The organism is Paenibacillus odorifer, from assembly GCF_000758725.1.
Classification (GTDB): domain Bacteria; phylum Bacillota; class Bacilli; order Paenibacillales; family Paenibacillaceae; genus Paenibacillus_AQ; species Paenibacillus_AQ odorifer.
In genome coordinates this window covers 6,306,538-6,320,332 of sequence record NZ_CP009428.1, presented here as the reverse complement: position 1 = coordinate 6,320,332, position 13,795 = coordinate 6,306,538, and the positions used below count along the sequence as shown (strand labels likewise).

Genomic DNA, 13,795 nt, shown 5'->3' with positions numbered 1-13,795 from the left:
TTTGGATATTTAGCACTTGAGTGAATGTGGAATGGAGAGAAGGTTTGGAACTGGAGAAACGGAGTGTTCGCCTTTGTTTCGGGATTCCAACCACTATGCGGTTATCAATTCAAGGAATCTGGAAACAACAGCGATCGGAAGTCCAATCCTTCTCGGAATGGCTGAACATTCACTCATTACTAACTTTCCAATAGCGAAGACCGTAACAACCTATTTTGAAAGGTGAAGTGACCATATGATTGAAGCTAATGTAAAGCAGGATCTGCGTGAAATAGGCAAGAAACTAACTGACCTTAGGGGGTCTCTTTGACTTAGATCTTAAGCAAGAGATGATCTCGAACTTTGAAGAAAAAATGGCTGCTCCAGGCTTCTGGGATAATCCAGAGCAGGCACAGAGCGTAATCGGCGAGATGAATGCCGTGAAATCGTCCGTGGATCAATACGAGAAGCTGCAACAAGAATACGACGATGCTGCGATGATGGCGGAGCTTGCGGATGAAGAGGGCGATGAAGGTCTTGCAGCAGAGATTGGGGAGACGATCAGCAGTTTAGGTAGCAAAGTGGATGAATTCGAGCTGCAATTGCTACTTAACCAGCCGTATGACAAGCTGAATGCTATTCTTGAGCTCCATCCGGGTGCGGGCGGTACGGAATCCCAAGACTGGGGCCAGATGCTGCTGCGGATGTATACCCGTTGGGCTGAAAAACGTGGATTCAAGGTTGAGGTGCTGGACTACTTACCGGGTGATGAAGCGGGAATCAAGAGCGTCACATTACTTATTAAAGGCTTCAACGCCTACGGATATCTGAAAGCTGAAAAAGGTGTACATCGGCTAGTACGGATTTCTCCGTTTGACTCTTCGGGCAGACGGCATACCTCTTTTGTATCCTGTGATGTCGTTCCGGAAATTGCCGATGATGTAGAAGTTGAAATTCGTACTGAGGATTTGAAGATCGATACGTATCGGGCGAGCGGCGCCGGTGGACAGCATATCAATACCACAGACTCTGCGGTGCGGATTACTCACTTACCTACGGGTGTGGTGGTAACCTGTCAGAACGAACGTTCACAGATCAAAAACCGCGAACAAGCGATGAAAATGCTGCGTTCCAAGCTATATGAGCGCAAACTGCAAGAGCAGCAACAGCATTTGGATGAGATTCGCGGTGAGCAATCCGATATTGCTTGGGGCAGTCAGATCCGTTCCTATGTATTCCATCCGTATAACATGGTTAAGGATCACCGTACTTCCGTGGAAACGGGGAATGTGGGTTCTGTTATGGACGGAGATATTGATGTATTCATTGATGGTTACCTGCGTAGCCAGATCAAGATTGAGGCAGAATAAAAGAGAAAGTTTCGGGGGAAACGGATACCATTCATGGATTAGGATGGGATGGCCGTTTCTTCTTTCGTAGAGCAAGATGACACTTTAAGGAGAGCCTTTGAAATGCAAAAAGTCAATTCACGTAATAAACCCCCACTGATTCCTTTGAATGGGCCACTCCGACATGTGGTGGATACGATGTTAATTTTGCTCGGATCGCTAGTTACAGCGCTGGGGTTTAATCTTTTTTTTCTGCCTAATCATATTGCTTCTGGTGGTGTATCCGGTCTGTCGGTATTGGCTGAAGCTTGGTTTGGGGCTGAGCCGGCATTTACGCAATGGGCGCTTAATATTCCGTTGTTTGTACTCGGGGTAATCTTCTTGGGTAAACAATACGGAGTTCGCTCGCTCCTTGGGAGCTTTGTGTTGCCGCTCTTTATCTTGTTGACAAAAGATTTGCCTGCACCTACCACCAATCCACTCTTAGCCTCCATTTATGGCGGTATCTGTGTGGGGGTGGGGTTAGGTCTTGTGTTCCGCGGACGGGGCTCGACAGGTGGACTTACTATTTTGGCGCAGATTATTCAAAAGATATCCGGTCTCAGCTTCTCGATTTCTGTAGTGCTGCTGGACGGGACGGTCATTGTGCTGGCTGCTTTTATACTCGGTATGGAACAAGCACTGTATGCACTGATCGGTCTGTTTGTTACAGGTAAGGCCATTAATGCGATAGAGGTAGGCTTCCGTTATACAAAGGTGGCTTACATAATCTCGGACAAGACGGAAGAAATATCTGAGGCGATTTTGAATGATCTGGATCGGGGTCTGACGAAGCTGGATGCACATGGCGGTTATACTGGTGATGAGCGTACGGTGCTAATGGTTGTAGTAGGTCAGAATGAGGTTTCCAGATTAAAAGCGATTGTTCAATCGGTAGATACTAGTGCTTTTGTGATTATAACTGAGGCGCATGAGGTGCTGGGTGAAGGCTTTAAAAGAGAAGTGTAATTTCTCCGAAAGGAGAAGCTACGCTTCTCTTTTTTTGTAAATAGAATTATATTTAGGAATAAAGAAAGTTAACACTATGTGTTGTATTTATATTAATTGAGTCGTATAATAATACATATTTCTAAGACGGTATGCATTATATTATTTATTATAATTCATGATAAGCAGGAAGTGGGGATGACAGTGGAGGGCAAGCTGAGAGCGGCGATTGTTGGATCAACGGGTTATGGGGGCGTAGAGCTGATTCGGCTGCTACAAAGTCATCCTAAGGTAGAGATTACTTCGGTAATTTCCTCATCAAGCGCAGGGGATGCTATAGAGGAAGGTTTTCCGCATTTGACGGGCATCATTGATCGAAGGCTGGATGGCGTTGACCCGGCTCAAATGGCTGAGCGGGCGGATGTGGTATTTACGGCAACGCCGTCGGGTGTGAGCGCAAAGCTGGTGCCGCAGCTGCTGGAAGCTGGACTTAAGGTCGTGGATCTGTCCGGTGATTTCCGATTGAAGGATGGTGCAGAGTATGAGCACTGGTATAAACATCCCGCTCCGGCTGATGAATATCTAGAGCAGGCTGTATACGGACTTTGCGAGGTGTTTGGAGAGCGTGCGGCAGGGGTTGATTTTATATCTAATCCAGGCTGTTATCCTACAGCTACACTTCTTGGACTAATTCCTGCAATTCAGGCAGGTTGGATTAAGCACGACAGTATTATTATTGATGCGAAATCAGGAGTTACTGGAGCAGGACGCGGAACAAGCCTGATGGTACATTATGCAGAGATTAATGAGAACTTTAAAGCTTATAAAATCAATAAGCATCAACATATACCAGAAATTGAGCAGACGCTCACAGAGATTGCTGGAGAAAAGGTAACGGTAACGTTCACCACACATCTCGTGCCGATGAGCCGGGGAATTATGAGTACGATGTATGCAGGGATGACGGACAATTATACGGAGCAGGATTTTGTGAATTTATACCGTGAATATTATGCGGGCCGGCCATATGTGCGGGTGCGTGATGTAGGTGTGATTCCGGCGACAAAAGAAGTTAGCGGCTCTAATTATTGTGATATCGGATTTGCAACAGATGCTCGTACAGGGCGGGTGACCATAGTCTCCGTCATTGATAATGTTGTAAAAGGTGCGGCAGGGCAGGCAATACAGAACCTTAATTTGATGATGGGATGGGAGGAAACCCTTGGCCTCGGCTACACACCTGTGTATCCATAAGGATCAGCGGTACAAATAATATGAGCGAGATTGAGTTATTTACCACCTTGGAGGGTGGAAGCATCACTTCACCTAAGGGTTTTAGGTCCGGAGGATTGCATTGTGGATTGAAAAAAACAGATCGCAACGATCTCGGAGTGATTCTGTGTGAAGTTCCGGCAACGGCTGCGGCCGTGTATACGACGAATGTTTTTCAGGCGGCTCCGCTGAAAGTAACTCGGGAAAGCCTTTCGAACGGAGTATTGCAGGCGGTTATCGTGAACAGCGGGAATGCCAATGCCTGCACAGGCGAACAAGGTGAAGCAGATGCTTATGAGATGCGCGCTGCTGCGGCTCAGCATTTAGGTGTGGCCGTTAATGATGTGGCTGTTGCTTCGACTGGAGTTATCGGTGAACTGTTGAAGATGGACTGCGTACGTAGCGGGATCACTGCAATACCAGAGAAGCTGGATGGAGGAGCTATTGGCGCGGAGGAATTCTGCCAAGCTATACTTACCACTGATTTAGTTAAAAAAGAGATCGCCGTGAAGGTGCTCGTTGGCGGTGTAGAAGTTACAATTGCCGGAGCTGCAAAGGGCTCAGGGATGATCCATCCTAACATGGCTACCATGCTTGGCTTTATGACCACGGATGCTGATATTGCAGCGGAGGATTTACTTAGTCTTCTGCGTTCAGCTACGAATGTTACTTTTAATATGATTACAGTCGATGGAGATACTAGTACCAATGATATGTTAGTGTCGATGGCGAGTGGGCTTGCCGGTAATGAGAAGCTGACACGACTGCATCCGGATTGGGACGCTTTTGCTGCTGGATTCACGTATGTCTGCCAGACGCTTGCCAAAGCGATTGCTCGTGATGGCGAAGGTGCAACTCACCTGATTGAGGTTCAAGTGAATGGTGCTGTTCATGATGAGGCGGCGGCAGCGATTGCCAAAACAGTGGTTGGTTCTAGTCTAGTGAAATCTGCTATTTTTGGAGCGGATGCGAACTGGGGACGGATTATTGCTGCGGTTGGACGCGCGGGTGTTCCGGTATCTCCGGAGCGTGTGAACATTTCGTTAGGGGATATTGAGGTGCTTTTGCACTCGAAGCCAGTTGCTTTTGACGAGGAAAAGGCTTTGGCCTATTTGCAAAAAAGTGAAACTGTGCTGATCACTGTAGATCTGCATGATGGAAGCGGGAAAGCAACGGCTTGGGGCTGTGACCTAACTTACGATTATGTGCGTATTAACGCCGCATATCGCACTTAATTTATGGCGTGTTAAGCCCATAAGGGAAGGATACCGATCATATGACGCTAAATAGCGAGCTTGAACTTATAGATGCTTTAGATGGTAGTGGATTGTTTGTAATGAAATGCGGCGGCAGTACGCTTGCGGCTCTACCTGAATCTTTTTTTGAGGATTTGCGAGATTTGCAGGAGGAGGGCATTCAGCCAGTAATTGTTCATGGTGGAGGACCAGCCATTTCCGAGAATCTAGCGAAACTGGGCATTGAAAGCAGCTTTGTGAATGGCCTGCGAGTAACCACCGAGGAAGTACTAGATGTTGTAGAGATGACGCTGGCAGGAAGTATAAACAAGGCGATTGTCCGGCGAATTCAAGGGAGCGGCGGTCTAGCTCTGGGGCTTTCGGGCATCGATGGCAATATGATTATTGCTAAACCAGTGGCGAACAGCGACGAAGTAGGTTTGGTAGGAGAAGTAACAGAAGTTAAGGCTGAGATCGTAACTGGTATTGTTGGGATGGGTTATATTCCTGTCATTGCACCTATCGGAGTAGATACAGCAGGTCAGCGCTACAATATTAACGCAGATACGGCAGCAGGGGCAGTTGCTTCCTATGTGGAGTCTCCCAAAATGATCGTCGTCACAGATGTGCCAGGCATCATGAGTACAGTGGAAGGTGAAAAGATTGTGCTTCCCTCCGTTACTGTACAGGAAATCGAAGCCTTGATCGAAAGTGGGGAAATCTACGGTGGCATGATCCCCAAAGTGCGGGCAGCTATCGATTGCATTCAGGGCAGCGTATCAGAGGTTATCATTGTGGATGGAAAAGAACCGCGGGTGCTTAGTCGAGTACTGCAAGGTGAAGCGATAGGTACACGTATTATTCGTTCGTAGAATCATAGATGAATACAAATTAGAGGCGCAGCCTGTTCACAGGAGCAGCCGATGGGAGAGTGACTTAGAATGAGCAAGCTTACACAAGCGGAGTTGGATTCGCAAGCAGGGGCACAGCAGACCGATACAGTAGGATCAGGTACACCGGATGTTGCAACAAGCAAGCTGAGTGCAGTGTTCCCTTCTTACGCCAGATATGATCTCAGCTTAGTTAAAGGCAAGGGCACCTGGGTATGGGATGATAAAGGCAATAAGTATCTGGATTTCACCAGTGGATTGGCTGTGACCAGTCTAGGTCATGCTCCTGAAAAAGTCGGCGCTAAGCTGAAGGATCAGATTGATACGCTCTGGCATGTCTCGAATCTGTTCCATATTCCGGGACAAGATAAAGTTGCCAACCTTCTGACAGAGAATAGCTGCGCTGATCAAGTGTTTTTCTGCAATAGCGGGGCAGAAGCGAATGAGGCTGCTATTAAGCTGGCCCGCCGTTACCATCAGAAGATTAAGGGTGTCGACCGTTATGAGGTTATCACATTCGAACAATCCTTCCATGGACGTACACTGGCCACACTAACAGCTACAGGCCAGCAAAAGGTGAAAGAAGGGTTCCTGCCACTTCCAGCAGGTTTCAAGACCGTACCCTTGCATGATCTCCCAGCGTTAGAAGCTGCTATCGGAGATCATACAGCTGCTATCATGCTGGAGATGGTGCTTGCAGAGGGTGGCGTGCTTGAGGTAGAACCTGAGTTCTTGAACGCTGTAGTGGCCTTGTGTAAGAAACACGGATTGCTTCTGATTGTAGATGAGGTACAGACAGGTATGGGACGTACAGGCAAGCTGTTCGCTCATCAGCATTATGGAATTGAACCGGATATTTTCACCTTGGCTAAGGGGATTGCTAGTGGGTTCCCGGCAGGTTTAATGCTTGGCAAAGGATATTTGCGTGAAGCCTTCTCAGCGGGCAGCCATGCGTCCACCTTCGGGGGAACACCGCTAGCAACAGCTGTTATGGCAGCGACGATTGAGACGATGCTGGAAGATGAGCTTCCACAGCGCGCCGAAGATATGGGTAAGTACCTGACAGGTCTTTTGAAAGAGAAGCTGGCGGACTGTTCTTTTGTGAAGGATATCCGTGGTAAAGGGCTGTTGATCGGGATTGAATGTCAATCCCCAGTGGGCGATATTGTACTGGCTGGACAAAAGAAAGGTCTGTTGTTCGTGACAGCCGGTCCTAATGTTCTTCGTCTGCTGCCTAATCTATATGTAAGCAAAGAGGAGATCGACCAAGCGGTGGACATCCTATGCGAACTCATTCATACTTATGCTAAACAAGCAAACGGGGAGGTAAGCTCATGAGTCAGGGCGTACAGAGTAACAAGCACACCATTGCGCAGCAACTGAAAGGCCGTGATTTACTGGAGCTGAACGATTACAGCCCGGAGGAAATTACGTATCTGATTGATTCGGCGATTGAGCTGAAGAAGAAGCAGAAAAATGGCGAAGAATTTCAGCCGCTGAAGGGAAAGACGATTGGACTTATTTTTGAAAAATCCTCTACACGTACGCGTGTGTCGTTTGAAGTTGGAATGTATCAGCTGGGAGGGCATGCCCTTTTCTTGAGCAAAAATGATATCCAGCTTGGACGCGGAGAAACTGTTGGTGATACAGCGCAAGTAATGTCGCGTTATCTCGATGGAATTATGATCCGTACCTTCGGCCATGACAAGGTTGAAGATCTCGCTCGTTATGCTTCTATTCCCGTAATCAACGGTCTAAGTGACCTGGCACATCCTTGCCAAGTGCTGGCGGATTATCAAACGATTTATGAGCACAAAGGAAAGCTCAAAGGCCTGAAGCTGGCTTACATCGGCGATGGCAACAATATGGCGCATTCCTTAATGATTGGCGGAGCTAAGCTGGGCGTGGACGTATCTATCGCCGGACCGGAAGGTTATGAGCCAGATGCCGCGGTTGTCGCAGAAGTTCGTGAGATCGCTAAAGAAACCGGAGCGAAGATTGTGGTCACTCGCAGCCCGCAAGAAGCTGTACAAGACGCTGACGTCATCTATACAGATGTATGGGCGAGTATGGGCTTCGAGGAGGAGCAAAAGGCACGTGAAGCGGCATTCAAGGACTATCAGGTCAATGAGGAGCTTGTAAAAGGCGCTAAGAGCGATTATCTCTTCCTGCACTGTCTGCCAGCCCACCGTGAGGAAGAGGTCAGCACAGGCGTGATTGACGGCCCTAACTCGGTGATCTTTGATCAGGCTGAGAACCGTCTGCATGCGCAAAAAGCTTTAATGGCTGCGTTGATGAGTTAAGGAATTTAAAAAATATAAAATATAAATCACTATATAAATTGAATTAATGTTGGGCGAAGTTAGACTTTGGACGATGGAGTAATGGAGCGGAATTTTTGGAACTGTAGGAGCGTAGCGTTCGCCTTTATCATCAGATTTCATCCGCACAATGCGGTTTGAAATAAAAGAAATCTGATGATAACAGCGACCGGAAGTCCAAATATTCAGTGTGATTGCGATTTATCGTCAGAGTGCTGGCAAAGGCACGTTTATTTTAATTTATATAGCCCACACGAAAGGAAGTTGCCACACCATGGCTAAAGAAAAAATTGTACTCGCCTATTCCGGCGGATTGGATACATCCGTTATTTTGAAATGGCTTAAAGAAACCTATGACGCGGAGATCATCGCCTTCACAGCCGATATCGGCCAAAAAGAAGAGCTCGACGGTCTGGAGGAGAAAGCACTTGCTACTGGCGCATCGAAAGTATACATCGACGATCTGCGCGATGAGTTCGCTAGCGATTTCATCTACCCGATGTTCCAATCTGGCGCACTTTATGAAGGCCAATACTTGCTCGGAACTAGTATTGCTCGTCCATTGATCGCTAAGCGCATGGTAGATATCGCCATCGCTGAAGGCGCAACGGCTATCGCGCACGGCGCGACAGGCAAAGGGAACGACCAAGTCCGTTTCGAGCTTGGCGTAGCTGCATTGGCTCCGAACATCAAGGTGATCGCACCTTGGCGTCTAGAAGAGTTCCGCAATCAATTCCCAGGTCGTGCGGAAATGATCGCTTATGCGGAAGCTAATGATATTCCGGTACAAGCCTCTGCGGCGAAGCCGTATTCGATGGACCGTAACTTGCTGCATATCAGCTATGAGAGCGGCGTACTGGAAGATCCTTGGTTTGATCCAAGTGCACCAGAGAACAAAGGAATGTTCCTACTGAGCAATGCTCCTGAGGATGCTCCGGATGAAGCGGAATATTTGGAGCTCGAATTCGTTAAGGGAGACTGCGTAGCCCTGAATGGGGAGTCTTTATCACCCCTTCAAGTTATGGAGAAACTGAATGATCTAGGTGGTAAACACGGCATCGGACGTGTAGATATGGTTGAGAACCGTTTTGTCGGCATGAAGAGCCGCGGCGTGTATGAGACTCCAGGTGGAACGATCCTGTTCGTCGCTCATCGCAAAATGGAATCCATCACGATGGACCGTGAAGTGATGAACCTGCGTGACAGCCTGATCACTCGTTACAGCACTTTGGTGTATAATGGTTTCTGGTTCGCTCCAGAGCGTATCGCACTGCAAGCTCTTGTAACACAGAGCCAACAAAATGTAACGGGTACTGTTCGTCTTAAACTGTACAAAGGCAACATCATCGGCGCTGGAGTGAAGAGCCCAGTCAGCCTGTACAATCCTGAGATTGCAACGATGGAAGCTGATCCTACACAAGCTTATGATCAAGGGGATGCCACTGGTTTTATCCACTTGAACGCTTTGCGCCTTAAAGTTTCTACAGGTGTAAATGGAGCTTCTAAATAGTACGATAACATATACTTAAACGGGCAACCCCGAAGGCCGTTCCTCCCGTCAGGATAGGAGCGGCCCTCTGGCGTCCAAGAGGAGGAAACAACAGGTGAGCAAGCTTTGGGGCGGACGGTTTACTAAAGGAACGAACAAGCTGGTGGAGGAATATACGGCTTCCATTGGCTTTGATAAGGCTTTGGCCAAAGAGGATGTGCAAGGCAGTCTGGCACATGTCACGATGCTGGGCAAATGCGGAATCCTTCCACAAGAAGACGTGGAAACAATCAAACAAGGTCTGAACAAAGTGCTGGACAAGGTCAATGCTGGAGAGGTTGTTTTCTCAGTATCGGATGAAGACATCCATATGAATATTGAAAAACATCTGATCGAGGAAATCGGTCCAGTTGGTGGTAAGCTGCACACAGGACGTAGCCGTAACGATCAAGTGGCGACGGACATGCACCTTTACTTACGTGGCCGTGTAGTTGAGCTAGTTAGTTTGCTGCATGAGCTGCAGGAAGCTTTGATCGAACAGGCAAAAGACAATGTGGAGACCATCATCCCTGGTTATACGCATTTGCAACGGGCACAGCCGATCCTGTTTGCTCACCACCTGTTGGCTTACGTATCGATGTTCCGCCGCGATGCAGAACGTCTGACGGACAGCTACAAACGGATCAACGTGCTACCACTCGGAGCAGGAGCGCTTGCTGGAACGACCTTCCCGATTGACCGTCACTTTGTAGCGGAACAACTGGGTTTTGACAGTGTGTATGAGAACAGTCTGGATGCTGTCAGCGACCGCGATTTCATCGTGGAGTTCTTGGCGAATGCTTCCCTTATCATGACACATCTATCCAGACTCAGTGAGGAACTGGTCCTGTGGAGCAGCACAGAGTTCAGCTTTGTAGAACTGGATGATGCTTTCTGCACAGGCAGCAGCATTATGCCGCAGAAGAAGAACCCTGACGTACCAGAACTGGTACGGGGCAAAACAGGCCGTGTTTACGGCAACCTGATTGGTTTGCTGACGGTGCTGAAATCATTGCCACTGGCGTACAACAAGGATATGCAGGAAGACAAAGAAGGCATGTTCGATACGGTTACTACGCTGACTGGTGCACTACAATTGTTCGCACCGATGATCTCCACTATGAAGGTGAACAAAGGTCGTATGCGTGAAGCTGTGAACACGGATTTCTCGAATGCAACGGATATCGCCGACTTCTTGGTAGGCAAGGGTCTTCCTTTCCGCCAAGCGCATGAAGTAATCGGGAAAACGGTACTCTACTGTATCAATGAAGGCAAGTTCCTCTTGGATCTGACGCTGGAAGAGTTCAAGCAATTCTCACCGCTTTTCGACGAGAATATCTATGCTGTTCTTCAGCCGGAGGCTGTAGTTAACGCTCGTAACGTTTATGGCGGCACAGCAACCGTTCAGGTGAAGGCTGCAATTGAACGGGCGGAGCTGGCATTGCACGAAGCTAATGAATGGGTTGTACAACACGGGGATGCTATATTGTAAACCGTATCAATATCAAATCTCGCCTCAGACCTTTATAGGTGGCAGGCGGGATTTTTTTTATTATCTAAATGAACTATGACTGGATTAGCAGTATTCTTTACGGTTATCCTTAGGTTAGGATAGGAGGGTTCGTAGATATGAACAGAAAGCAAACCCTAGACGAGCTTAGATCGGAATTAAAAGTAGGCAATCATATTATTGGAGTAGCCACCGGTGCTGGTATAACGGCAAAGTATGCGAAGCAGGGTGGAGCTGATTTCATTCTGATGTTAAACTCGGGTAAATTTCGCCAGATGGGGAGGAGCTCTCTCGCTGGTATTTTACCATTTTGTAATAGCAATGATATGGTGATGGACTTTGCATCTAGAGAGATCATACCGTTGGTCAGAGATATCCCTATTATTTTTGGCCTCAATGCAACTGATCCGACAAAAGATATGGAATCCTATATAAGTGAAATAAAGAATAGAGGCTTTGCCGGCATTAATAATTACCCCACGGTTGGTTTAATAGATGGTCAATTTGGAGAAGCGCTCGAAGAAGAGGGGAATGGTTATCTACTTGAAGTAGAAGCCATAAGAATAGCCCATGAGAAGAATTTGTTTACCATTGCTTTTGTATTTGACGAAATCCAGGCAGCACAGATGATTGAGGCTGGAGCGGATATTATTTGTGCACATCTAGGTCTAACAGAAGGCGGGCTATTAGGCGCTAAAAAAGTATTCTCTCTGGAAGCTGCCAAGGTTAAAGCGGACAAGATATTTAATACATGCAATGAGCTAAAGCCAGATTTAATTAAGCTGGTTTACGGTGGTCCGGTGAAAACGCCAATTGATGTGCAATATATGTACAGCAATAATCAAAACTTGATGGGATATATCGGAGGCTCTGCTTTTGAAAGAATTCCATCGGAGAAGTCCATTACGAATATAACCAAAGCTTTTAAAGTGTCGGGGACGCTGGATGAAGATGATTTTATGGTCAAAATGTTAGATGGCATCACAAAGCACTATGATTATGTTGAATTTGTAAAAGAATACGTAGCTCAAAATTATAGGAATGAGATCTTGTTTGCAGATTTAGCTAAGGTGGCACATGTATCCCGAAGTTACTTGAGTAGTTTGTTTACCAAAAAAGTAGGCTGCAGCTTCCAAACGTATCTTGTGCAATTTCGGATGGATAAGGCGGCGGAAATATTACATAGAGACCATATCCAGTTATCTGAGCTAGCGCCATTAGTTGGATACCAGGATTATGCGCAGTTTAGCAAAATGTTCAAGAAGTATAAAGGGTACTCTCCAAAACAATATAAATCTAACATAAACACAAAAACATAAGACATAAAAGCGTTTTCATCTATAAATCAAAGAAGTATGATTAACTCATAAGTTGATCATGCTTTTTTTTTTTGAAATATAAGAAAGCATAAGTTTCACATTATACATTATGCTTATATTTCTTGTTGCAGATATTTGAAGAGGAGGTTGAAGAAATGAAGACGATTGCTATTGCCGGAACTTTTGACACCAAGGGTGAAGAATATCTCTACATTAAAAATTTATTGGAAAGCTTGGAGCTGGGTACGTTTACAATTCATACAGGTGTGTTTGAGCCCACTTTTACACCGGATATCTCTAATAGAGAAGTAGCAGCAGCCGCGGGTGTAAGTATATATGAGCTCGTTGCCAAAAAAGATAGAGCACTAGCAACAGAATTATTAGCCAAAGGTATGGAAAAATTAGTACCTGAATTATATAAGCAAGGCAAATTTGATGGAATTATCTCCTTTGGGGGCACTGGAGGCACTTCACTTGTAACACCGGGTATGCGGGCATTACCTATTGGTGTACCTAAAGTGATGGTTTCGACCGTAGCTTCAGGGAATACTGCTCCATATGTAGGCACTAGTGATATTGTCATGATGCCATCAGTTGTAGATGTTGCTGGTCTGAACTCCATTTCAACAAAGATTTTTACCAATGCAGCTTTCGCCATCGCCGGTATGCTTAAATTTGAGAATAAACAAGTGATAGAGAAAAAGCCATTAGTAGCTACAACAATGTTTGGGGTAACAACCCCCTGTGTGACGGCAGCCCGTAACTATCTTGAAGCTAGAGGATATGAAGTGCTTGTATTCCATGCAACAGGTGTAGGTGGCCAGTCCATGGAAGCGCTAATCGAGGCTGGTTTTATTGAAGGTGTATTGGATCTGACCACAACAGAATGGGCGGACGAAATTATTGGTGGTGTGCTAAATGCTGGACCTCATCGGTTAGAAGCTGCTGGTAAACATCATATTCCACAGGTTGTCTCGGTAGGTGCGCTTGATATGTGCAACTTTGGCCCTTATGATACGGTACCAGCCAAATTTGCTGGACATAAGTTTTATAAACACAATCCAACAGTTACTCTGATGAGAACAACAGTAGAAGAAAATGAAGCCATCGGCAAAAAGCTTGTCGAGAAATTAAATATGGCCAAAGAGAAAACGGTGTTAATGCTGCCGCTTAAAGGGATATCCGGCATTGATGTCGCAGGGGAAGCTTTTTATGGGGTAGAGGAAGATCAAATGTTATTTGATACCTTAAGAAATGGTGTAAACAGAAATGTTGTCGAGGTTATCGAAATGGATTGTGCCATTAATGATGTGGAATTTGCAGAAGCAGCAGCGCAGAAGCTAATAGATCTCATGAGCAAATAAGATTTTTATAAGATAATTAAATATTTAAATGGAGGCGTTAC

Annotated in this window: 11 protein-coding genes; all 11 read left to right on the top strand. The window is 46.4% G+C overall.

Annotated features, from left to right (window positions below):
* The first annotated feature begins 235 nt into the window (after positions 1 to 235).
* A protein-coding gene (gene prfB, locus PODO_RS27655) for a peptide chain release factor 2 (RefSeq protein WP_139330096.1) occupies positions 236 to 1,349 on the top strand; the annotation gives its coding sequence in 2 pieces (ribosomal slippage) (positions 236 to 307 and positions 309 to 1,349; 1,113 coding nt in all).
* 102 nt (positions 1,350 to 1,451) lie between these two features.
* Positions 1,452 to 2,336, top strand: a complete 885-nt coding sequence (locus tag PODO_RS27650) for a YitT family protein (RefSeq protein ID WP_036678511.1) — start codon at positions 1,452 to 1,454, stop codon at positions 2,334 to 2,336.
* Positions 2,337 to 2,513: 177 nt separating this feature from the next.
* On the top strand, positions 2,514 to 3,569 hold the full coding sequence (gene argC / locus PODO_RS27645; RefSeq protein ID WP_038573582.1) for an N-acetyl-gamma-glutamyl-phosphate reductase: 1,056 nt from the start codon (positions 2,514 to 2,516) through the stop codon (positions 3,567 to 3,569).
* Positions 3,570 to 3,589: 20 nt separating this feature from the next.
* Positions 3,590 to 4,822 carry a bifunctional ornithine acetyltransferase/N-acetylglutamate synthase gene (argJ, locus tag PODO_RS27640; protein WP_038573580.1) on the top strand — a complete coding sequence of 411 codons (1,233 nt, stop codon included), beginning with the start codon at positions 3,590 to 3,592 and terminating at the stop codon, positions 4,820 to 4,822.
* A gap of 41 nt (positions 4,823 to 4,863) precedes the next feature.
* A complete protein-coding gene (gene argB / locus PODO_RS27635; protein ID WP_052097356.1) occupies positions 4,864 to 5,694 on the top strand; it encodes an acetylglutamate kinase in 831 nt (276 codons plus the stop codon).
* Positions 5,695 to 5,763: 69 nt separating this feature from the next.
* Positions 5,764 to 7,050, top strand: coding sequence for an aspartate aminotransferase family protein (locus PODO_RS27630; protein ID WP_038573577.1), 1,287 nt, complete (start codon positions 5,764 to 5,766; stop codon positions 7,048 to 7,050).
* Positions 7,047 to 8,015, top strand: a complete 969-nt coding sequence (gene argF / locus PODO_RS27625; RefSeq protein ID WP_038573575.1) for an ornithine carbamoyltransferase — start codon at positions 7,047 to 7,049, stop codon at positions 8,013 to 8,015. Before PODO_RS27630 ends, argF begins: the two co-directional genes overlap by 4 nt.
* Before the next feature lie 292 nt (positions 8,016 to 8,307).
* Complete coding sequence (locus tag PODO_RS27620) at positions 8,308 to 9,543, top strand: argininosuccinate synthase (protein ID WP_036678522.1); 1,236 nt, start codon at positions 8,308 to 8,310, stop codon at positions 9,541 to 9,543.
* A 94-nt stretch (positions 9,544 to 9,637) separates the two neighbouring features.
* Positions 9,638 to 11,053, top strand: a complete 1,416-nt coding sequence (gene argH, locus PODO_RS27615) for an argininosuccinate lyase (RefSeq protein WP_036678523.1) — start codon at positions 9,638 to 9,640, stop codon at positions 11,051 to 11,053.
* Between the two features lie 137 nt (positions 11,054 to 11,190).
* Positions 11,191 to 12,390, top strand: coding sequence for a phosphoenolpyruvate hydrolase family protein (locus tag PODO_RS27610; protein ID WP_038573573.1), 1,200 nt, complete (start codon positions 11,191 to 11,193; stop codon positions 12,388 to 12,390).
* Between the two features lie 155 nt (positions 12,391 to 12,545).
* Complete coding sequence (locus tag PODO_RS27605) at positions 12,546 to 13,754, top strand: Tm-1-like ATP-binding domain-containing protein (protein WP_038573570.1); 1,209 nt, start codon at positions 12,546 to 12,548, stop codon at positions 13,752 to 13,754.
* Positions 13,755 to 13,795: the final 41 nt, after the last annotated feature.

Excerpts from the sequence above, each read along its gene's own strand:
- PODO_RS27650 (WP_036678511.1), top strand. The coding sequence starts at position 1,452 with ATGCAAAAAGTCAATTCACGTAATAAACCCCCACTGATTCCTTTGAAT.
- argC (WP_038573582.1), top strand. The coding sequence starts at position 2,514 with ATGACAGTGGAGGGCAAGCTGAGAGCGGCGATTGTTGGATCAACGGGT.
- argJ (WP_038573580.1), top strand. The coding sequence starts at position 3,590 with ATGAGCGAGATTGAGTTATTTACCACCTTGGAGGGTGGAAGCATCACT.
- argB (WP_052097356.1), top strand. The coding sequence starts at position 4,864 with ATGACGCTAAATAGCGAGCTTGAACTTATAGATGCTTTAGATGGTAGT.
- PODO_RS27630 (WP_038573577.1), top strand. The coding sequence starts at position 5,764 with ATGAGCAAGCTTACACAAGCGGAGTTGGATTCGCAAGCAGGGGCACAG.
- argF (WP_038573575.1), top strand. The coding sequence starts at position 7,047 with ATGAGTCAGGGCGTACAGAGTAACAAGCACACCATTGCGCAGCAACTG.
- PODO_RS27620 (WP_036678522.1), top strand. The coding sequence starts at position 8,308 with ATGGCTAAAGAAAAAATTGTACTCGCCTATTCCGGCGGATTGGATACA.
- PODO_RS27610 (WP_038573573.1), top strand. The coding sequence starts at position 11,191 with ATGAACAGAAAGCAAACCCTAGACGAGCTTAGATCGGAATTAAAAGTA.
- PODO_RS27605 (WP_038573570.1), top strand. The coding sequence starts at position 12,546 with ATGAAGACGATTGCTATTGCCGGAACTTTTGACACCAAGGGTGAAGAA.